Origin of the sequence: Streptomyces sp. NRRL S-646, from assembly GCF_000720765.1 — a bacterium.
In the GTDB taxonomy this organism is placed as follows: Bacteria; Actinomycetota; Actinomycetes; order Streptomycetales; family Streptomycetaceae; genus Streptomyces.
In genome coordinates this window covers 333277-354501 of record NZ_JODC01000006.1, presented here as the reverse complement: position 1 = coordinate 354501, position 21225 = coordinate 333277, and the positions used below count along the sequence as shown (strand labels likewise).

Below are 21225 nucleotides of genomic sequence, written 5' to 3'. Positions count from 1 at the left end.
CGCATGCCGGGTGCCGCTCTCTTTGGGTCGGGCGCCGCCCCAGCGGCACGACTGCCCGCAGCCAAGGTGCAGCTCATCTCGCGTCCCCCGCCCTCAACTCCGCCACCGCTCCCCGCCGCCCGGTCCACCAAGCCTGAACCCCTGCGACCCCCACCGTCACCAGGACGATCGCCGCCGCCGGTAGTACCAGCGACGTCGCGTCCGTTCGTAGCACTGCATCCGTCGCCGGTGCTCGGGCCGAGGCCAGTGCGATGGTCGTCAGGTCTACGCCCGGTGACAGGAGCCGGATCGTCGCCCAGCCCGTCAGGGTGCCACCGGCCGCTGCCAGGACCGCCTGGGGCAGGGACTCCAGGATCAGCAGGCGGCGGCCCTGGGCGCGGGTCAGGCCCATGGTGCGCAGGCGGGCCAGGAGGGCCGTGCGTTCGGGGGCTGTGCGGAGGAGGGACAGGAGCAGGGCCAGCACGGCGTAACCGGCGCCCGCGGCGACCGCCGTCGTGTAGACGCGTTCGGCGCCGGTCTGGAGAGGGGAGTCGGCGTATCGTGCGCGTTCCTCGGTACGCAGTTGTACGTCCGCCGAGTCGGGTGCCGCAATGCGCAGGGCGGGCCCGTTCAGGTGGGTGCCGGTCAGCAGCAGTGCGGTGGGGAGTGACGCCGCGCTGTTCAGGCCGGCGCGGTCCACGACCAGGAAGTTGTCGCCGGTGACGGCAGGGGTGCGGTCCCGGACGACGGTGATGCGGACGGTGGCCGTGGTGCCGTCCTCCAGGCGTACCGGGAAGGGCCGGGTGCCGTAGGTCCTCGCCACCGCAGGGGAGGCGAGTGCCGGGAGCGCGCCGTGGCCCGACTGCCCCTTCAACTCTCCTTCCGGGAAGGAGCCGAGGCCCGTCCGGCTCGCCAGTTCCGCGTAGTCCCGCGGGTCCACCCCGCCAGCGGCACCGACCGGGTGAGGTCGGTCGGCTTGGCCTGGTACGTGATGCTCACGACCGCGAGCCCCTGTACGCCGGGCGTCCGGCGGATCCGGTCCGGCAGACCCGGCGGCAGCGGGGACGTCGTCTCGATGCGGGCGTCGGCGCCGACCGCGAAAAGGGCCGCCTGGTCGCGGGCCTCGCGTACGCCCGCGAGGACCGAGCCGCCGAAGGCCGCGGTGGTGAGGGCGGTGAGCAGGGCCAGCAGCGGCAGCACCGCGGAGGCGGAGGTGCGGCCCGCCCGGGCCAGTGACAGGTGGCCCAGCGCGCCGCGCAGCCGGGCCGCCGGACGGGCCAGGCCGCGCAGCGGGAGCGGGTAGAGGCGGACGAGCACCAGGGCCGCGACCACTCCCACCAACACCGGTGCCAGCGCGGTCAGTTGATCGCCTGTCGTGCCCCGCCTGCGCAGTGTCCCGACCGCGCCCAGGGCCACCACGACCAGGGTGAGCTCGGCGATCGTACGGCGTCGGGACGGCCGTACGGAGGTCACGTCCGCGCGGCCGCCATGGATACGGACGGCCCGGTGCACGGCGGCCGCCCGCAGGGGCAGGGCCGCGCAGGCGACCGCTGTGACCGTTGCCGCCGCGGCGATCGCGTAGCAGGCGCGGCCGCCGGGGAGCGCGAGCAGGGCGACCGCCAGGCCCGCGGCCCCCGCGGGGAGCGCGGCCACCGCGGTCTCGGCGAGCAGGCGGCCCGCCAGGCCGGGCAGGGACGCGCCGCGGGCGCGCAGCAGGGTGAGTTCGGCGCGGCGGCGGTCGGCGGCCAGGCCGCCCGCCATCAGCAGGACCACGGCGGCGACCGTGCCGGTGCCGAAGGCCGCGACGGCCACGAGTGGGCGGACGCCCGACCGGAGACCGGTGAAGCCGCCCAGCACGTCGTCGAGGTCGGTGCTCACCGTCGTGGTCGGGTCTGTGAGCGTGCGGACCTTCCGTAGGACGGGGCCGGACTCGAGGGACGCGACGGCCGACTTCAGGCGGTCCACCTCGTGGGCGTGGAGCGCGGCGGGCGAGGGGGCCAACTGCCAGTAGCGCCAAGCGCTTCCGGCTGTGCCCAGCATCGCCGGGGCCGCCTCGGGGGCGAGCAGCAGAGAGCCGACCCAGTACTTGTCGGGGTCGGCGCCGTTTCCCGGCAGCAGGACGAGGTCGGGGGTGCGCAGAAGGGGCTGGGCGGCCCAGTAGGCGCCGCCGGGGTTGCGCGGGGCGACGATGCCGGTGACGCGGACGGCGAGCGGGGCGCGTTCCACGCCGGGTACGTGGATGACCGAACCGACCTTGATGTGCAGGCGCTTTGCCGTCTCGACGGTGACGGCGGCCTCCACCTCGGCGGTGGCGGCGGTGACCCGGCCGGTGGTGCGCGGGAGGCGTCCGCTGCGTACCGTCGCATGGTCGGCGAGGCCGTGCTGCGCGGCGAGGGACATCTGCGCCGGCAGACCGCTCGGGCGGGGCAGCCAACCGTCCGGTACCTCCTGGGGGTTGGTGCGCACCCCGTACGCCGACTGGTCCGGGTCGACGACGAGCGGCCCCGGCACGGCGGCACGGACCTTCGTGTACTGCGCGGCGAGCGTGCCGGGGAGCAGCGCCTCCTCGCGCTGCTCCCGCGGCAGGAGCAGACTCGGCTGCCGCGCCCACACGCCCACGCTGGTGGTCGCGGGCCGCGCCCGCTCGACGGCCCGGCGCAGAGCGGCGTCCTCGTACCGGTCGACCGCCCGCGGGAAGGCGGCTGCGAGGCAGGCGGTCAGCGCCACCAGCAGCGCCAGCGCACAGGCGGCACCGGGCGCGGCACGCAGCCGCGTACGGACCCATGGAGCCGGTACTGCGTTCATGTCACTCACCCCCCTGTTCCCGCAACGACATCACCGGATCCCCGCGCCGCACCGCCAGCGCCGCCGTCACGAGCAGCGGCGTCACCGCCACCGCCGCCAGCAGTACGGCGACGTGCGGCGCCGGCAGTTCCACCAGCACCCGCGGCACGGGGCGGGTGGCCTGCGCCGTCAGCACGATCAGCGGGATCACCGCCCGGGTCAGCACCGTCCCGAGGGCCGTCCCCACCACCAGAGCCAGTGCCACCAGGACGCCCTGCTCGACGGCGATCATGCGGGCCAGGCGGCGGCGCGGGGCGCCCAGGGCGCGGAGCACCGCCAGTTCGGCGCCCCGCTCCCGCAGGGACCCCGCCGCGCTCACCGCGAAACCGACGGCGGCCAGCGCGGCCGCCACCCCGGCCGCCGCCGCGAACGCCGCCTCCGCGCCCGCGCCGAACGGATCGTCCCGCAGCCGGGCGGCCGTCTCGTCCCGCACCACGACCTGCGCCGGATCCAGCTCGGGCAGTGCCCGCAGGGCCGCCGCGACCCCGGCCGACCTGCCGGGGCCGGTCCGCAGCCACCACTCCGTGGGTGCGGCGCTCGTCCCGTACCGCGCCTCCAACAGCCGGTTCACGGACCGCAGATCGACCAGCAGGGCACCCCCGTCGGCATCGCCGGTCGTCGGCAACTCCCGTACCGCACGCACGATCCGCACGGGCACGTTCTCCCCGCCGACCGTCACGTCCACCCGCTGTCCGGTGCGCGCGCCCGCCGAGGTGAGGAACCGGTCGGTCGCCACCGCCGCGATCTCGGGCGGCTTCGGCTGCACGACCTGCACCCGCACCGTCAACGACGCGGTGACCCAGGTGTCCTCGGCCGGCACGTACCCCGTGCCGTACTCGACCGTGGGCGGTCCCGACGAACTCATCCCCGGCTTCGTCGGGTTCGTCTTCTCGTCCGGCGAGGAGACCTGCCCGTCACTGCGCACGGACGCCTTCCAGGAGGCGGGCAGCGGCACCTTCCGCACGTTCCCGTCCACCCCGGTCGCCGTCAACCCGCCCAAAGTCAGGCGCTGTTGCTCGGGCTCCCCGACCGGCTGGGGCAGCACCGACTGCACTCCCGTGAGCGTCAGCGACCCCTTGGAGACCGGAACGTCGAGCGCATGCGCCCGCCCGTCGCCGGGAAGCTCCCCGGCCGGCACCTGGTACGGCGTCCCGTACCGGTCCACCAGCGTGACCGTCACGTCCGCCGCGGTGCCCGCCCCGCTCCGCGAGGAGCTGTGCAGGGTCGCCGTCAGCCGCAGCCGTGCGGTGCCCGCGGGCACCTTCGCGCCGGCCGTCGGCGCCTTCGGGCCCAGGGATGCGAGCAGCGGCCGTACCGGCTGCGAGGCCAGGTCCCGGCGCATCAGCACCGTGTCCGCCGCCCGTGCCGTGTCCAGTGCCAGCAGTGCCGCCGTGCGGTCGCCGGACAACGGCAGGTCCGCACGGAGGGCCGGGGCGACCTCCCGCACGTGCGGGATCGCCGCGTAGGTCTCCGTGCGTCCGAGGCCGTCCTCCCCGGCGGCGAGGACACGCACCGGCGCGCCCGCGCCGAAGTCGGCCTGGTCGTCCTGCGAGCGGTTCCAGGAGGCGCGCTGCCCGATCGCCAGCATGCCGAGCGCGACGGCCAGGACCAGCAGCAGCACCGGGCCCGCCCCGCGCATCGGGCGGCGGCTCAGCTGCCAGCCTGCCAGCGCCGCCGTCAGCCCGCGCCCGCCGGCCGCCCGGCGCTCGGCGAGCCGCGCCACCAGGGGCAGCAGCCGCAGCGTCAGCACGGTGCCGGCGAGCAGTGCGAGTGCCGGGGCGGCGACCAGTAGCGGGTCGATGCCGAGGGTGCCGGCTTTGTCGCCGTTCACGGCACCTGAGTTCTGTCGGCTCAGCTGCCAGTACGCGACGGCGGCCAGAGCCAGGAGGGAGAGGTCGGCGCCCGCGCCTGCTGTGCGGCTGAGAGCTCGGGGGCTTCTGTAGTTGGCCGAGTGCGGCTTTTTCGTGGCTGGTCGCACCCCGCGGCGGAGCCGCAAATCGAGACAGCCCCGCGCCCCTACGGGGCGCAACGCGGCGTTTAAGGGGCGCGGGGCTGTGACATGTGCGGCTCCGTCGCGCGGGCGCGACAAGCCACGATGGCCCCGCACATGATCGACGACCCACCCCGGCACATCCCGCGGAGCGCCCGGCAGTGTCACGGCCAGGGCGCACCCCAAGCCCACAGCCCCCGCCACCACCCACACCCCGAGCCCCCCGCCCGCAGGCACCTCCAGTCGTAGCCCGATCCGTGCCAGTGCCCCCTGGCCGGCCAGGAGTCGAGTGAGCGGGCCCGACAGCAGGGGCCCACACAGCACCGCGGGCGCCGCCAGGCACAGCGCCTCCAGGGCGGCGAGCGCCGCGACCCGCGCGCGGGAGGCGCCGCGCGCCCGCAGCAGCCGCACCTCGCCCGCGCGCTCGGCGCTCAGCAGCCGTGCCACCAGCAGCAGCGCACAGCAGGCCAGCAGCGCCAGCTGCAACGCGACGATCAGCAGCGTCGAACGGGACACGAGCAGCGAGCGCTCGACGCGGTCCAGAACGCCGGGCAGGGACGTGCCCACGGCCGTCGTGCCGCTGAGCGCGGGCTGCCTGCGCAGGGCAGCCCCACCCGCTCCGGCCGCCTTGCGCAGCTCGTCGATCCGCCCCGTCGTCAGCGTCGAGAAGTCGGCCGACGCCAGCCACCCGGACGGGCCGGCGCTCACCTTTGCGCCGCTCAGCACGCCGGGGGCGGCGAGCAGCGGGCCGTACGTCGTGAAGTCGACCGTGGTGACGCCCCGGCCGCCCAGGTCGTCCAGCCGCCAGTAGGGCGCGTCCGCCCGGGCGGGCCGGTACAGGCCGGTGAGCGTGACGTGCACCTTCGGACCGCCGAGCCGGTCGACGAGGGTGAGACGGGCGCCGGGCCTCAGACCGAGGCGCCGGGCGGCGGTCTGCGGGAGCGCCGCCTCGATGCCGGCGCCGGAACCCGTCCGGGGCGCCCGTCCCGACACGAACCGCACCTGGGCCGGGTCCAGCGCCGCGACATAGGTCAGGGCGGGGTTCCCGGATCGCTCGGCCGGCGGCTGCAGCGAGCGCGGCAGCGCGTACGGGCCCGACCGCACCAGGGTCCGCACGGTCACCGGCAGCCCGTCGAACATCCGCCGCGCCCCCTGCCGTACGGCGTCCTCGGCGGCGGCGCGCCGGTCCGCCGGGACGTCGGCCTTGACGATCAGCGCGGCGTCGGCGGCGTTCTGCGGGTCCTGCAGCGAGTGGCGCAGGGCCGCGTCGCCGATCGCGCCCGAGTAGGCGGTGAGGGTCGAGAGGACGGCCGTGGTCAGCAGGACGGTGAGCAGCGCGGCGGCCAGCAGCAGGCGGTGTGCACGGGCACGTAACAGGACGAATCGTGCCACCGCACCGAACGCCGTCACGCCCAACCCCCCGTGGTTGTCCAGACCTCCGGGCGATGCTGTCAGAGGGGCGGGTCCTCAGTAAGCGCTTGTACGGCGGGCTTGACCGGATCGTGACCGGATTCCGGCGCAGTGCGACCGGAATCCGCACGTCATGCGGTCAGGTTCAGTCCGGGGCGTTCACCATCGAGGCCGCGGCGTACGTCAGGTACTTCCACAGCTGCTGCTCGTGCTCCTCGGACAGGCCGAGCTCGTCGACGGCGTCCCGCATGTGCCGCAGCCAGGCGTCGTGCGCCTCGCGGTTCACGGTGAAGGGGGCGTGACGCATGCGCAGCCGGGGGTGGCCGCGGTTGTCGCTGTACGTCGTCGGGCCACCCCAGTACTGGATCAGGAACAGCGTGAGGCGCTCCTCGGCCGGGCCGAGGTCCTCCTCGGGGTACATGGGCCGCAGCACCGGGTCCTCGGCCACACCCTCGTAGAAACGGTGGACGAGGCGGCGGAAGGTCTCCTCCCCGCCGACCTGCTCGTAGAAGGTCTGCTCCTGAAGCGTGCCGCGCCGAATCTCGGTCACTTTGAGCTGCCTCGCATGGGTTGTTCCGGTCCGCCCGAGTTTTTCTGCCGGGGGTCCGGGGGTTGTCCCCCGGGAATTGCAGTACGCTCCCCATGCTCTCAGACCGTGCGGAGGAGGACTTGAGGCTTAGGTCCCTGCCCTGGTGCCGGGAAGCGGACATTCCGGATCTGGCGGCTTCGGTGCTCGCCTCGTGCCCCCTCCCGCAGGACAGTGGACCTATGGGCGCAGCTGCTCTCGACAAGGACCTGGACGACCTCGCGGCCACCGCGCGGGCGGCGCTCGTACGGGAGATCGAGGTGAGCGGGGCCTGGGGCGAGGACCCGGTGTGGCGGGAGGCCTTCGAGGCGGTCCCGCGCCATGTCTTCGTGCCGTACTACTACGTCGGAGTCGTGGGCGGCTACGAGCGGCGGTGGGGCGAGAGCCCTGATCCACGGGCACGCGAGCGCTGGATGCGCGGGGCCTACGAGGACGCCCCGCTGGCCACCCGGCTGCGCGACGGCGAGCTCCTCTCCTCCAGCAGCCAGCCGTCGCTGATGGCGAAGATGCTGGCCGAGCTGAGGGTCGAGGACGGCAACCGGGTCCTGGAGATCGGTGCGGGCACCGGCTACAACGCGGCCCTGCTGGCCCACCGGCTCGGCGAGGACGACCTGGTCACCACCGTCGACCTGGAGCCGGAGATCACCGAGTCGGCCCGGCAGCACCTGGCCGCCGCGGGTTACCACCCGGTAGTCGTCACCGGCGACGGCGCGCGCGGAGTCCCCGAGCGCGGCCCCTTCGACCGGATCATCGCGACCTGCACTCTGACCTCGGTCCCGCGCGCCTGGCTCGCCCAGTGCAACCCCGGCGCCCGCATCCTGGCGCCGTTGGCCACCGGCCTGATCGCCCTGACGGTCCGGGACCCCGCCCACGCCGAGGGCCGCTTCCTGCACACGCCGGCCTACTTCGTACCGCTGCGCGGCGAGACCCGCCCCGAGCAGGAATCGGCCCATCTCGGCGCCGTCCCCCGCCGGGCCAGGGACCACGAACTGTTCCGCTTCCTGCTGGCACTGACCCGCGGCAGCATCGATCCACAGGAGGCGTACGCCCTCTGGGAGCGCGAGGAACAGCCGGAGCGGCAGCGCTATGGCATCACCATCGGCGCAGACCGAGAGTGGGCATGGCTGGACGACCCGGAGGGGCCGTACATCTGGCCCCTCCGGTGAGTCAGGTGGCTTTGAGGGGCGCGGGGCTGTGTTGGTCATGCGGCTCCGCCGCGTGGGCGCGACCAGCCACAACGGCGCCGCAGACGAACAACGGCGCAGCGCCTAGCCTCGGCGAATGGTGATCGTGGTCCAAGCCCCCACGTGCACCCGATCCCCGTCCTGCAAGGGCACCGGCACAAAGGGCTGAATCGGCTCATCAGAGCCGTTGACCGTCGTACCGTTCGTCGAGTTCTGGTCCACGACCGCCCAACTGCCGTCCGGCTGCTGCACGAGCACCGCGTGCTGGTGCGAGACGCCCGGATCCTCCGGCGGCACCGCCAGGTCGATGTCGGGGGTGTCGCCGGTCGAGTGCCGGCGACGGCCGATGGTGATCTGGTTGCCGCTGAGGGTGCGCTGCTGCTCCGGCGAGTACGCGGGCAGGTTGAGGCCCGCCGCCTCCGGTCCGGAGCGCTGCATCATCGCCATGAAGTAGTCGCGGTCCGGACCGATGGTGGCCGTCCAGGTCACCGGCCCGCCGTGCGTCTGCGGGAAGCCCTGGCCGGGCGGGGGCGCCTGGGCCGGGCCGGGTTGCGGATAGCCGTAGCCACCACCCTGACCGGGACCACCGGGACCACCGGGACCGCCGGACGGCGGGGAGATCACCCAGTCGTCGTCACCGCCGCCGAAGGACGGACCGCCTTGCTGCGGCGGACGTCCCGTCTCCTGCGGGAAGCGGGGCGGGGCCGGCGGACCGGGCTGCTGGAACGCCTGCGGGGCGCCACCGGGGCCACCGGGGCCACCGGGGCCTCCGTGAGGTGTGGGCCCGGGCGGCGGCGGGACCGGACGCGAGGGGTCGGGGCCGAAGCCGGACCGGTCGGCGAACGGGCTCGGCGGGCCGGAAGGCTCGGTGCCGAAGGGGTTCGGCGGCGGGCCCGAGGGCTCGTTGCCGAACGGGCTCGGCGGGATTGGCTCGGCCGGGCGGTTCATCTGGGACGGACGCGAGCCCTGGTACTCGTACGAGTCGCCGCCGCCGTACGACGGTCCGGGCTGCTGCTGCTGGAAGGGCCCGCCGGGGCCGGGCGCCGACGGGCGCGGGGCGGCCGGGGTGTACGAGGTCGCGGTGTTCGTCAGGAAGTTCCACCGGCACTCCTCGCAGAACGGCGCACCGCCCTCACGGGGCGTGCGGCACTGCGGGCAGAGCTCCGGCTCAGGGTTCGGCACCGCGGACAGCGGCGGTCGGCCGCCGTGCTGAGGGCCCTGGCCGGGCGGCGGGAAGCCGTAGCCGCCGCCGGGCGGGGGCGGCGGGGGAGGGGGCGGAGGCACGGCACCGGCCATGCGGTGACCGCAGACCTCGCACCAGTCGTCGGAACCCGACTGGTGTCCGTTCGGGCAGGTCGGCATGTCGGCGCTTCCCCCTCTCTTTCAGGAATTCTCTTCAGGAAGCTTTGCTCAGAGAGCTTCTCTTCAGGAAACCTCTACGTCACTTCTTTACACGAACAGTCTTTGTCGACCGTGTCTCGAGAGTCATCTCGTCGGCGTCCTCGACCTTCGCTTTCAGTCGCACAGTACCTGTCGCGGCATCGACCACGTCCACCACCTTCGCAAGCAGTTTCGCAGTATCCGCGTTTCCGGAGGCGCTGGCGAGCTGAACGGCCCGGCCCAGTTTGGCCGTTGCTCCATCCATATCGCCCGCTTTGCGAAGATCCAGCCCTTGTTGGATGGCCTGTGCCAGTTCGGCCTGCCCGGTGTAGTGGGCGACCTGGGGGTTGATCGAGGTGGAAGCCACCATGTCGTCGGTCCACACGGCCCTTACGAGGCCCTGGGCGCCGAGGTTCTGTGCGCCGCCGTCGGGCTGCGGGACGACCAGGGAGACCCGGGCGGCGAGCATCTCCTGGCCGAGGCCCGCGGCCGGGACCTCGACGCATACGTGGTAGTCACGGGATTCGTCCCCCCAGGAGCCGGTGGGGTAGTCCCCGGCTCGGGGGCCCGCCTCGGTGCGGCGGCCGGTCAAGTCCTCGACGGTGGGCGCGACCTGCTTGACGAACTTGATGGCGGTGCCGACCGGCGTCCACAGCCTGAGAGCGACATCGGCGACCTCCTTGCCCATGGCCGTCTCCATCATCTGCGTGAAGTCGGCGGCGAGGCCGGCCGGGTCGGCGACGATGTCGGCGGTGCCGAGCAGCGCAGAGGCGATCCCTGTGACTTCTTTCACTTCCCAGTCGGTGCCCACGCCGCGTGCGTCACAGGTGAAACGTCCGGCACAGGAGTCCAGGGCGGACTTGAGGTCCTCGGGCGACTCGTGCTCGTTGCGGCCGTCGGTGAGCAGGATGCCGTGCCGGATGGCGACCTCGTCCGAGGAGAGCAGGCGGTCGGCGAGCTTCAGCCAGGTACCGATGGCCGTGCCGCCGCCCGCGCTCAGCTTGCGCAGGGCCTCCTTGGCCTGGCTGCGGGTGGTGGCGTCGGCGACCGCGAGGCGCCCGCCGCCCGGGTAGACCTCCTTGGCCACGTGCGTGCCGCCGATCACCGCGAAGTGCACCCCGTCGCGCAGGGTGTCGATCGCGGCGGCCGTCGCGTCGCGGGCGTTGCGCATCTTGGTCGGCGGGTAGTCCATCGAGCCGGAACAGTCGACCATGATCGCCACCCCCGCGGCCGGGCCCTGCCCCGGCGCGTAGAGGTGGGGCGCGGCGACCGCGCTGCCGACCGTGCCGCCGCCGGTGGCGGTGACCGTGACGACGGCGTTGACCTCGCGGCCGCCCTCCGGCAGGTACTCGTTCTGGTACACGTCCATCGAGAACTGCGGCACGTTGGACTTCGAGAAATTGGCCATGCCCACTCAAATCCCCCTCGGAAACCCCGCGTTCGCGGGGCGACGACTGTATGCGGACCGGTCCCCTCCGGTCCGCTGAGGCATCCCCGTATACGGCCTCAGGCCGATCCTGCCCCCTGAGGCACGGCCGGGAACGGCACGACGGCCACTGTTACGTTGTCGTGGCCCCCGCCGTCCAGGGCGTGACCGACCAGCACACGGGCGCTGTGCAGCGGACGTACGGCGGCGTCCGGCGGCACGACCTCGGCCATCTCCTCCGCGGCCTCCGCGTAGTTCCACAGTCCGTCCGTGCACACCACCACTACACCCGGCCGGTCCGGCTTGAAGGAAGCGGTGTGCGGCTCCAGTTCGTAGGCGTCCGCGCCGAGCCAGCCGGTGATCGCGTGGGCGCGCTCGTCGGCGTACGCCTCGGCCTCGCTCATCAGGCCCGCGGAGACCATCTGCGCGGCCCACGAGTCGTCCTCGGTGAGCCGGGCCGGGGGCGAACTGCGGTCCACCGGCACCCAGTAGGCGCGGCTGTCGCCGACCCAGCCGACGACCAGCAGCCCGGCCGTCACGACCGCGCCCACGATCGTGCAGGCGGGCGCGTTCTGGTGCGGGGAGTGCTCGCGGGCGGTGGCAGGCTCGTCGGCGAGGGCGTTGACCGCGTGCGAGGCGGCCACGATCGCGTCGTGCATGGCCTGCTGCGGGTGCGTGCCGCGCGGCAGGGCGGTGAGCAGCGAGTCGCCCGCGGCGCGGGCGGCGGCGAGCGAGGCGTCGTCCGGCCGGGTCGCCGAGGAGACGCCGTCGCAGACGATCGCCACGGACGCGGGGGCGCCGTCGGGCAGCGCGGCGGTGCCGATGCCGAACGCGTCCTCGTTGCGGTGGTGGCGCAGGCCGCGGTCGCTGACGGCGGCCATCGGGCCGGACTCCTGCTCCATGTGGTCGCGCTCCCGGGGCTGGGCGTGCCCGCAGTTCTCGCAGTAGCCGTCGTTGTCGACGCGGCCCGCACGGCAGGCCACGCACAGCTTGGCCTCCTCGGCGGGCGCGGCGAGAGAGGCGACGCGCGGGTCCGGGGCCTGCAGCGGGTACTCGTCGGGCACCGGCGGCCGGTCGAAGCGCACACCGGAGGCGGGGGAGACCGGCGAACCCGTGGGCTGCTGCGGCGGCAGCGCGGAGCCGCCCGAGTCCGTCCCCTGCAGATCCGTCGGCAGATGGGTCGCCGCCGGGGTCTCGGAGCCGCCCGGTGCGGCGGCGACGGGCCAGGGTGCACCGTCGACACCGGCGCCGTCGGCCTCGCCCGGCTGCAGGTCCGAGCCGTTCAGGGCGATCGTCGGATGGTCGTCCGGCCGTGCGGGCACGACGGACAGGTCGTATCCGCACGCACCGCAGAAACGGTCACCCGACTCGAGCGGCCACTCGCAGCTCGGGCAGTTCGACAGGGCGGCCTGCTGGGGCATCTGCGACATCAACTACACCCACGTCCGGGGGCGGTAACGGTTTGCACGTTCCACCAGGTCGATCCTCTCCTCGCCGCCCCGCGCCAGCCGGGCCAGCGTGCGGTACGAACGCTCCAGGCCGAAGCGGAGTCCCCGCTCGTCCAGTTCGCTGCCGAGCAGCACGCGCTGCGTGGCGGGCGCTACTACCTGGCCCCCGGAGAGTATCCAGTCCAGCGCGCAGCCGAGGACTTCGGCCGACAACTGCTCCCGGCGCGCCGGATCCAGACCGTACGCGTCCAGCGCCTCGACCTGCCCGGCGGCGGCCTTCAGGTCCTCGAGGAACGGTACGTCGGAAGCGGCCGCCGTGCGCCCGCGCAGCCGCGCCCGTACGGCGGCCACCCGCGCCGCCGTGTAGTGGATCGACGACTCCGGCACCGACTCCAGCGTCCGTACGGCACTGCGCCGGTCCCCGGCCGCGAGCTGAACGCGGGCCAGGCCGAACGCGGCGCTCACATAACTGGGGTCGGTCGACCAGACCAGGCGGTAGTACTCGGCCGCGTTGTCCAGCTGGCCCAGCACCTCCGCGCACAGACCGAGCGCCAGCTTGGGCGCGGGCTCGCCGGGGAACGCGTCGTAGATCGCGTCGAAGGCGAGCGCCGCGCCCTCCTCGTCGGCGGTCACCAGCGCGGCCACGCCCCGGTACCAGACGACCCGCCAGTCGTCGGGCCGCTCCGTCTCCAGGGTCTGCAGGGCGTTCAGCGCGGTGGCCGAGTCGCCGTTCTCCAGCCAGGCGCGGATCTGCCTCAGCCGGGTCTCGACCGAGGCGGCCGGAGCCGCGGCGAGCGCCCCGAGCAGCTCGGCCGGCGCGGTCGTCATCAGGCCCGCCAGGAAACCCGCGTTCGGGTCGGAGGGGTCGACGCGGGGGACGGGCAGGGCGAGGGCCGCGGTGGGGGAGTTGACGTGCTTGACGAGGGCCGCGGTGCCGTTGGACGCGGGGAGCTGCGGCTGCTGCCCCTTCCGCGGCTGCACCACCCGCGCCCCGAGCCGCGACACGTCCCCCGCCTGCTTCGGGAACAACTCCGTGTCCGTGACCTTCAGTTCGGGTCCGAACAGCGTCGACAGCGCGGGCCGCGCACGCCCCGTCTGCAGCGACACCACCTCACGCAGCACGCCCGTGAGCTGCTCCGCCATCTCCTGCGCGGACGCGAACCGGCGGGCCGGGTCGGGGTCGGTGGCGCGGACCAGGAGCCGGTAGAAGGACTCGTACTGGCGGAAGACCTCGATGTTGTCGGGGTCGGGCAGGGAGTCCACGAAGACGTTCGTGTAGCCCTGGAAGTCGAAGGACAGCACGGCCAGCGTGCGCGCGACCGTGTACAGATCGCTCGCCACCGACGGGCCGACCTCGGCGACCTCCGGCGCCTGGTAGCCCACCGTGCCGTAGATGGCCGACTCCTCGTCGTCCATCCTGCGCACCGCGCCCATGTCGATCAGCTTGAGCTGGTCCTCGGTCTGGATCGCGTTGTCGACCTTGAAGTCGCAGTACAGCAGGTTGCGGCTGTGCAGATGGCCGAGCGCCTCCAGCGCCTCGATGCCGTACGCGCAGGCCTGCTCCACCGGCAGCGGATCCCGCTTCCCGCCGGGGGTGCGGCGGTCGTTGGCGATCTCCTTCAGCGACTTGCCGCCGACGTACTCCATGACGATGTAGCCGTCGAGCGAACCGGTGCGCTGGTCGAGGTGCTCCACGAAGTTGTAGATCCGCACGATGTTGGAGTGCTCGATCTCGGCCAGGAAGCGCCGCTCCGAGATCGCCGCCGCCATCGCGTCCTGGTCACCGGTGTCCAGCAGGCCCTTGAGGACCACCCACCGGTCGGAGACCGCCTTGTCCACCGCGAGGTAGACCCAGCCGAGGCCGCCGTGCGCCAGACAGCCCACGACCTCGTACTGGCCGTGCACCACGTCGCCGGCCTTCAGCTTCGGTACGAAGGAGTACGGGTGGCCGCACTTGGTGCAGAAGCCTTCCGTCCGGCCCGGCCGCTCACCGCGCGAACGTCCCACCGGCGCCCCGCAGTCGGAGCGCGAGCAGAACCGCTTGCGCTCGGGCACCTCCGGGTTCTCCAGCACCATCGCGCGCGGATCGGGCCGCGGCACGTCCGGCACCTGCACCAGGCCCACGCCCAGCCGGCCCCGGGAGCCGGTGCTGGTGCCGGAACCGGAGCTGCGCACCGACACCGAACGGCCCGTGGATCTGCCCGACAGGGAGCGCGAGAGCCGCCCCGACACCGAGCGCCGGGACTTCGACGACTGCGAGGACGTACGCGAGCTGCTGCGGCTGCCCGCCCGTGAACTGCCGCTGTCCTGCGAGCCCTTGCCGCCGCCGGTGATGCCGGTGGCCGACGAGCCCACCATGCCCTTCGCCGACACGACCGGCGCGAGACCGCAGGTGTCGCAGTACAGCTCGCCGCCGCCCACGTCCTCGTACGTGCCCTCGCAGTCCGGTCGTTGACAGGTCTGCTGTGCCTCACTCATGACGTCTCCCCCCTGCCGTCCTGCGGCCCGCCCTGCGGCGGCACGCGCGGGGCGCCCAGCACCTCGGCGGCCGCCTGCTGGTAGCGCAGCACGGCCTGTTCGGCGACGCGCAGGTCGCACGGTGCGCTCCACAGCATGCGGCGCGCTGCGTCGTACCGCTCGATCAGGAACGGGTCCTCGGCATACCCGAGCCGGGCGACCTTCGCCTTGTACGCGTCGAGGCGGCCGCGCAGCTCGGCGCGGACCGCCAGTGGCGCGGTGACCGCGGTCAACGACTCGCGGGCGCGCAGCAGTTCGTCCTCCGCCTTCTGCTCCAGGGACTCCAGGAGCGGGGACAGGCGGTGCCACTGGGCGTGTCTGCGGTACTCGGCGGCCGTCGCCAGCTGCTCCTGCAGCACGGTCGGCGGGCCGCTGACGACGGGCACCTCCGTGGCGGCGATCTTCGCGAGGACCTCCCCGCGCGCGTTGCGTGCCTCCGCGAGCGTGCGGTCCGCGCGGCTGAGCACGTCCCGCAGCTTCACCAGCCGCTGCTCCGCGTCCTGCCGGACGGTGAGCACGGCGTCGATCTCCCGGCGCACCTCCTCCAGGGCGCGCGCCTCCCGGTCGTACACCGTGGTGTCCGGGCGGCCGCCGCCCGGCGCCGAACTCCCCTGCGCGGGAATCCAGTACGCGAGCGGGTCGGAGATCACCTGCTCGCGCAGGGCGGTCAGGGTGCGGGTGATGCGCTCCAGGTCGTCACCGGAGGGGTGCTCGCCGGGGCGCACACCGACGGAGTGGGCGAGCGTACGGGTGCGCTGGAGTTCCGCGGCCAGTAAATCGATCCGGGCGGGCAGCGCCGACCAGACCGCGTCGGCCGCGACCACCATGTCCAGGCTCGTCGCATACAGCTCGTTCATCAGGTCGACCAGGGCGGCCAGGGAGAACTGCCGGCTGAGCCTGCCGGGGGCGGACAGCAGCGTCGGTGCGTTCGCCGCGGCCGTCGTCGAGCCCGCGACCGTGACGGACTCGCCGCGCAGCAGCTCCGTCAGCTCCACCAGGTCCTCGCGGCTGGACCAGCGGCGGCGTGAGCGGATCGCCTGGGCGGAGCGCAACGCGTCCGTGTACGCGTCGAAGTACGCCCACAGCAGCGTGATCGACGCCTCCGCGGCCGCCCACCGCTCCTTGGTGATGCCCGTCAGCTCGGCGCCCTCGAGGAGTCTGCGGCCCGCGTGGTCCTGCAGGGCGAGGAGCGAGGTCTCGATCGCCTCGTGCTCCGCGCCGAGCCGCGCCAGCGCACGGTCCACCTCGTCCCGGTCCATCACCGGCCCGGCGGGGTCCGTGACGCCCATCGATCACCTCTCGCTGCTGTCGTGTTCCGTCGTGTTCCGTCGTGTTGTGCCGTACGTCCGTCAGTTGATGGTCGGTCACTTGTAGTGGGCTTCGGGAGGGGTCGCCGACGCCGATTTCTTGTCGCCCTGGTCCATGGTCGGGTGCAGCCACTTCTCGTACGAGGCCGCCCAGTCGCCGTCCTTGATGTAGTTCTGCAGGGTTCGGTTGACCTGGCGTATCAGATCGCGGGAGCCCAGCTTCATCGCCACGCCGTAGTACTCGTCGCTGAACAGGCCGCCCTTCAGCTGCACCGTCGGGTCCTGTGCGGCCTGGCTCGCGGCGAGCGCGCCGTCCGTGACGACCGCGTCGACCTCGCCGAGCTGCAACTTCACCAGGCAGTCGAGCTGGTTGGGGACCACCGTCCGGATGTCCGCGCCGGTGGGGAGAGTTCCCTTCCCCTGGTCTCCCTGCAGTCGCTCCAGCGCCGTCGAACTGTCCGCCGAGCAGATCTTCTTGTGGGCGAGGGTCTTGTTGTATCCCGTGATCGCCGAGGTCCGCGGGGCGAGGACCTGCTGTCCGGTCCTGAAGTAGGGGGCGGAGAACGCGACTTGCTTGATCCGGTCGCAGTTGATCGTCATGGTGCGGACCACCATGTCGACCTCGTCGTCCTGAATTGCCTTGATACGGCGGCTGGTGGGGATGGCCTTGAACGAGACCAGGTCCGGGTCGCCCAGGATGTCCTTGGCGATCTGGTGGACGAGGTCGATGTCGAAGCCCTCCGGCGCACCGGACGTGTTGTTCGGGTTGAGATAGCCCCAGCGGTAGCTGTTGGTGTCGATGCCGACGATCAGACGCCGGTCCTTGCGGGCCTTGATCCTGTCGATGATCGGGGTGCTGCCGTCGCTGCCCGACGGCGACAGGCTGCGGTCCTGCGGGTTGTCGCACTTGGCCGCCGCCCTGACCTGCAGCCCCTGGGCGACACCCTGGCCGCCGATGCCCGCGGCGTCGTCCGTGCCGCTCGACTGGGTCACGGGCAGCAGCAGCGCGAACGCCAGGGCCAGGGCGCACAGAGCCGCCATCGCGCCGACCCCGCCCCAGCCCCTCAGGCCGGTCCGCAGCCGTTGTGCCAGACGCCGTGCATCCATCGTCACGCCCCCTCTCACCGGTACTCCGACAGCCTGCGCCCGATGCCGACCACCGCGCCGGCCGCACCCAGCACCGCGAGGACCGCGGCCCCGTACGGCAGGCCCGTCAGCGCGTCCTTGCCGTCGCCCGCGGCCTGCTTGAACTCGGCCTGCTCATGGTCGAGCGCCGTCTCCAGAGCGATGTCGATGTTGTCGAAGCACTCGCTCGTCGGGTCCTTGCCGACGCCGATGACCTTGTCCCGGGCCTGCTGGTACTCGCCCTTGTCGTTCCAGCCCTGCGCGACCTCGTGCCGCTGCTTCCACGCCTTCATGAAGCCGTTCGCGTCCTGTACGGGTTTCCGGCCCGACGAGTCGTCCGCGAGACCGTCGGCCCTGGTCAGCGACTTGGCCAACTCGTCGATCTGCTCGTCGTACCCCGCGGCGTAGGCGTCCACCGGATTGCCGCCCACGACCTTGGTGTCCGCGCCCCGGCGGATCAGGCTCAGGTTCTCGTCGCTGCGGGCCGTCAGGGACGCGATACGGGCGTCGTGCAGCACGTTCAGTGAGCGGACGCCGTGGTTGTACGAGGCGTTCAGCCCCGAGCGGGCGACCGTGTGGCCGACGACCAGCCAGAGCAGCACCACCACGGACGCGGCGGAGGCGGTCACCAGGCCGTGGTTCAACACCCGGTTGGTGCGCAGGTAGTTGCGGCGCTGGGCCCAGGCCAGCCCGCCCAGGGCGAGCAGACCGAGGCCGATCGCGGCCCAGGGGAACGACTTCGCGGCCGCGTAGTCGGAGCTCAGCCGCTGGTTCTCCTTCTGGTACAGGGCCTCGGCCTTCGGCAGCATCTGCTTCTGCATCTGCTCGTTCGCCGCACGCAGATACGCGCTGCCCACCGGGTATCCCTGCCGGTTGTTGGCCCGGGCCGTCTCGACCAAACCCTTGTACTGGGGCAGCAGCTTGTTGAGCTCGGCGATGGTCTTCGCCGACTGGGTTCCCGGCTCCGAACTGGAGGCGGCGGTGACCAGCTTTTCCGCGGCCCTCCTGATGCCGTTCTCGTACCGCTGCCGCGTCTCGGGCTTCTCCTGCGGGCCCGCGAGATAGCCGCTGGCCGCCGCCGTGTTGGCGTCGGCGAGCGAGCGGTAGATCTCGGCCGCGTCGGAACTGAGCGGCTGGCTGCGGGTGAGCACTTCGTCGGCGGCCGTCGCCCGGGCCGTCATCTGCCAGGCGGTGACCGCACCGAACGCGACGACCAGGACGGCGAGGAGCGCACCGATGATGCGCAGCCGCCCGGGCTCCGTGGTCGCGGCCTCGCGCAGCCGGTCGACGCCCTCCGCGAAGGCCGTACGACGTGCGGATACGGCGTCGGGAACGGCTGCGGGGCCCGTCGGGGTGGGGGGAACGGGCGGGCCCGGCTGAGGCGGTACGGCCGGCATCGTGGGCACGGCGGTGCCCGGCCTTGCCGCACTGCTCTTCGGCGGGTGTGTCACTTTTGACCTCCCCCATGGTCATCCGTCACAGCAAGTATCGCCGCCGGGACCGACATCCGCACGGGGTGCCTGCCGACGGCTGCAGGATCCGGTACCACCCCTGCCCATGAACACGTCTTGGGAATCAGTTCGGTTCCGTCTGGGGGCTGCCCTCGGTGGACGGGTGCTTCGGCCCTTGAGTGGCCTCGTCCTCAAACTCCCCCACCTTCGGCTTCGCTCGAGCGGGGGGACCCCACGACGGGCTGAAAATACCTGATGGCGTTCAGCCTTCGAAGTGTGCCCGCACCCGCTCGTGCACCTCCGCTTCCGCGCCCACCCTGTCCAGGCCCAGCAGTGCCGCCCCCAGTACCGGGCTCGCCGTCACCACCCGGGGTACCGCCTTCGGGGCGCGTGCTGTCAGCAAGTCGCGGATGCCGTCCGTCAGTTGGGGGTGCTGGGCGGCCAGGACGCCGCCGCCCAGGAGGACCGGGGTCTCCTCCTCCAGGAGGTCGAGGCGGGTCAGGGCCACCGTGGCCATGGTCACCACCTCGTCGGCCAGGCGGTCGACGATCGCGCGGGCGACCGGGTCGCCGTCCGCCGCCGTGGCGAAGAGGACCGGGGTCAGTTCGTGGCGCCGGGCGGGCGGTACCTGCTCCAGGTGGAGGGCCTCGACGAGGGCGAGCATGGTGTCGTGGCCGAAGTGGGCCGGGAGGGTGTGTGCGAGGGCGGTGGGGTCGCCGCGGCCGTCCTCCGCCCGCGCCGCGTGCCACAGCGCCTCCTCGGCGAGGCCCCAGCCGCCGCCCCAGTCGCCGGAGATGCGGCCGAGGGCGGGGAAGCGGGCGGTGCGGCCGTCGGGGCGCATGCCCACGCAGTTGATGCCCGCGCCGCAGACGACGGCGACCCCCCGGGGCTCGGTGACGCCGGCACGAAGAATGGCGAAGGTGTCGTTGCGGACCTCCACGCCCGCGCCCCACGCGCGCGCGTGCAGCGCGGCCGCCAGCTGCTCCTCCTCGACGGGGAAGTCGGCGTTGGCGAGGCAGGCGGAGACGTGGTCCACCGAGCTCACCGAAGCCGCGGCGAAGGCCCGTTCCACCGCCTCGGCGACCTTGTCGACGGCCGCCTCCACACCCACCACGGGCGGGCGGAACCCGCCGCCGCGGCTCGTTGCGAGGACGGTTCCGTCGGCCGCCACGACCGCGACGTCGGTCTTGCTGTTGCCCGCGTCGACGGCGAGGACACGTGCGGTCATGCCCACGCGAGATGCTCCCGGTTGTGTGCGATCAGTCGGTCGGTGAGGGCTTCTGCGTACTCGTACTGGCCGACGAGGGGGTGGGCGAGGAGGGCTTTGAACACCCGGTCGCGGCCGCCGCGCAGCGCCGCCTCCAGGGCCAGGTCCTCGTACGCCGTCACATTCGCCATCAGGCCCGCGTACAGCGGGTCGACGGGCGGCACCGGCAGCGGGAGCGGCCCCTTCGGGCCCACCGCCGCCTGCACCTCGATCACGGCGTCGTCCGGCAGGAACGGCAGCGTGCCCCGGTTGAGGGTGTTCACGACCTGGTACGGGCTGCCGGCCGAGCCCAGCAGGGCGGCGGCAAGGTCCACCGCCGCCTCCGAGTAGTAGGCGCCGCCCCGCTTGGCGAGCAGCTCCGGCTTCTCGTCGAGGGCCGGATCGCCGTACATCTTGAGCAGGTTCCGTTCCATCTCGGCGACTTCGGCGGCCCGGGAGGGCTTGGTGCGCAGCTCCCGTACGACCTCGTCGTGTGCGTAGAAGTAGCGCAGGTAGTACGACGGGACGACGCCCAGGCGGTCGAGCAGGACCCGCGGCAGCCGCAGGTCGGCGGCGATCGCGTCGCCGTGTTCGGCGAGCAGCTTGGGCAGGACGTTCTCGCCCTCGGGGCCGCCCAGGCGTACGCCGGTCTCCCAGGTGAGGTGGTTGAGGCCCACGTGGTCGAGGTGGATGTCGGCCGGTGAGACGCCGAGCCGGTCCGCGAACTTCCGCTGGAAGCCGATCGCCACGTTGCACAGGCCGACCGCCTTGTGGCCCGCCTGCAGCAACGCGCGCGTGACGATGCCGACCGGGTTGGTGAAGTCGACGATCCAGGCGCCCGGGTTCGTACGGCGGACCCGTTCCGCGATGTCCAGCACCACCGGGACCGTGCGCAGCGCCTTGGCCAGGCCGCCCGCGCCGGTGGTCTCCTGGCCGACGCAGCCGCACTCCAGCGGCCAGGTCTCGTCCTGCTCACGGGCCGCCTGCCCGCCCACGCGCAGCTGCAGCAGCACGGCGTCGGCGCCGTCCACGCCGGCGTCGAGATCGTCGGTCGTCACGATCCGGCCGTCGTGCCCCTGCTTGGCGAAGATACGGCGGGCCAGGCCGCCCACCAGCTCCAGGCGTTCGGGCGCCGGGTCGACGAGGACCAGTTCCTCGACGGGCAGGGTGTCGCGCAACCGGGCGAAGCCGTCGATGAGTTCGGGGGTGTAGGTCGAGCCTCCGCCGACCACGGTGAGTTTCACAGGAGGATCCCTCCCTTCCGGGCGCCGGGGACGGGCTTGATCGGCCGGGGGTCCGGGGGTTGTCCCCCGGGGAGACGCAGCATGAATG

The 21225-nt window shown here is 73.1% G+C and carries 12 protein-coding genes and 1 pseudogene; 1 reads left to right on the top strand and 12 read right to left on the bottom strand.

Annotated elements, in window-relative coordinates; genetic code table 11:
• Positions 1–73: 73 nt before the first annotated feature.
• The 3 genes and pseudogenes from IH68_RS49790 to IH68_RS0115075 all read right to left on the bottom strand — a co-directional run bounded on the left by IH68_RS49790 (position 74) and on the right by IH68_RS0115075 (position 6773).
• Positions 74–2784, bottom strand: a pseudogene (locus IH68_RS49790) (ABC transporter permease).
• A 1-nt stretch (position 2785) separates the two neighbouring features.
• On the bottom strand, positions 2786–6223 hold the full coding sequence (locus tag IH68_RS0115080) for an FtsX-like permease family protein (protein ID WP_030934624.1): 3438 nt from the start codon (positions 6221–6223) through the stop codon (positions 2786–2788).
• A 145-nt stretch (positions 6224–6368) separates the two neighbouring features.
• Positions 6369–6773: a globin gene (locus tag IH68_RS0115075; protein ID WP_030934622.1), complete on the bottom strand. Its 405-nt coding sequence runs from the start codon at positions 6771–6773 to the stop codon at positions 6369–6371.
• Positions 6774–6991: 218 nt separating this feature from the next.
• On the opposite strand from IH68_RS0115075, the gene IH68_RS0115070 reads away from it, so the two are divergent.
• Positions 6992–7975: a methyltransferase domain-containing protein gene (locus IH68_RS0115070; protein ID WP_030934620.1), complete on the top strand. Its 984-nt coding sequence runs from the start codon at positions 6992–6994 to the stop codon at positions 7973–7975.
• Between the two features lie 102 nt (positions 7976–8077).
• Here IH68_RS0115070 and IH68_RS0115065 read toward each other — a convergent pair whose 3' ends face one another.
• The 9 genes from IH68_RS0115065 to IH68_RS0115025 all read right to left on the bottom strand — a co-directional run bounded on the left by IH68_RS0115065 (position 8078) and on the right by IH68_RS0115025 (position 21137).
• Positions 8078–9355, bottom strand: a complete 1278-nt coding sequence (locus tag IH68_RS0115065) for an FHA domain-containing protein (RefSeq protein WP_030934618.1) — start codon at positions 9353–9355, stop codon at positions 8078–8080.
• A 79-nt stretch (positions 9356–9434) separates the two neighbouring features.
• Positions 9435–10781, bottom strand: coding sequence for a vWA domain-containing protein (locus IH68_RS0115060; RefSeq protein WP_030934615.1), 1347 nt, complete (start codon positions 10779–10781; stop codon positions 9435–9437).
• A 98-nt stretch (positions 10782–10879) separates the two neighbouring features.
• On the bottom strand, positions 10880–12229 hold the full coding sequence (locus IH68_RS0115055; RefSeq protein ID WP_037884859.1) for a PP2C family serine/threonine-protein phosphatase: 1350 nt from the start codon (positions 12227–12229) through the stop codon (positions 10880–10882).
• Between the two features lie 3 nt (positions 12230–12232).
• Entirely contained in the window at positions 12233–14725 is a 2493-nt protein-coding gene (locus tag IH68_RS0115050; RefSeq protein ID WP_030934609.1) for a serine/threonine-protein kinase, read from the bottom strand.
• Positions 14722–16053 carry a hypothetical protein gene (locus IH68_RS0115045; protein ID WP_030934606.1) on the bottom strand — a complete coding sequence of 444 codons (1332 nt, stop codon included), beginning with the start codon at positions 16051–16053 and terminating at the stop codon, positions 14722–14724. Before IH68_RS0115045 ends, IH68_RS0115050 begins: the two co-directional genes overlap by 4 nt.
• Positions 16054–16128: 75 nt before the next feature.
• Positions 16129–17178 carry a glutamate ABC transporter substrate-binding protein gene (locus IH68_RS0115040; protein WP_037884858.1) on the bottom strand — a complete coding sequence of 350 codons (1050 nt, stop codon included), beginning with the start codon at positions 17176–17178 and terminating at the stop codon, positions 16129–16131.
• 14 nt (positions 17179–17192) lie between these two features.
• Positions 17193–18647 (bottom strand): hypothetical protein, encoded by a 1455-nt coding sequence (locus IH68_RS0115035; protein ID WP_030934601.1) that lies wholly within the window; start codon positions 18645–18647, stop codon positions 17193–17195.
• Positions 18648–18909: 262 nt separating this feature from the next.
• On the bottom strand, positions 18910–19881 hold the full coding sequence (locus tag IH68_RS0115030; RefSeq protein ID WP_030934598.1) for an N-acetylglucosamine kinase: 972 nt from the start codon (positions 19879–19881) through the stop codon (positions 18910–18912).
• Positions 19872–21137: a 6-phospho-beta-glucosidase gene (locus IH68_RS0115025; protein ID WP_030934580.1), complete on the bottom strand. Its 1266-nt coding sequence runs from the start codon at positions 21135–21137 to the stop codon at positions 19872–19874. Before IH68_RS0115025 ends, IH68_RS0115030 begins: the two co-directional genes overlap by 10 nt.
• Positions 21138–21225 lie beyond the last annotated feature (88 nt).

Excerpts from the sequence above, each read along its gene's own strand:
- IH68_RS0115050 (WP_030934609.1), bottom strand. The coding sequence starts at position 14,725 with ATGAGTGAGGCACAGCAGACCTGTCAACGACCGGACTGCGAGGGCACG.
- IH68_RS0115060 (WP_030934615.1), bottom strand. The coding sequence starts at position 10,781 with ATGGCCAATTTCTCGAAGTCCAACGTGCCGCAGTTCTCGATGGACGTG.
- IH68_RS0115040 (WP_037884858.1), bottom strand. The coding sequence starts at position 17,178 with ATGGATGCACGGCGTCTGGCACAACGGCTGCGGACCGGCCTGAGGGGC.
- IH68_RS0115065 (WP_030934618.1), bottom strand. The coding sequence starts at position 9,355 with ATGCCGACCTGCCCGAACGGACACCAGTCGGGTTCCGACGACTGGTGC.
- IH68_RS0115070 (WP_030934620.1), top strand. The coding sequence starts at position 6,992 with ATGGGCGCAGCTGCTCTCGACAAGGACCTGGACGACCTCGCGGCCACC.
- IH68_RS0115055 (WP_037884859.1), bottom strand. The coding sequence starts at position 12,229 with ATGTCGCAGATGCCCCAGCAGGCCGCCCTGTCGAACTGCCCGAGCTGC.
- IH68_RS0115045 (WP_030934606.1), bottom strand. The coding sequence starts at position 16,053 with ATGGGCGTCACGGACCCCGCCGGGCCGGTGATGGACCGGGACGAGGTG.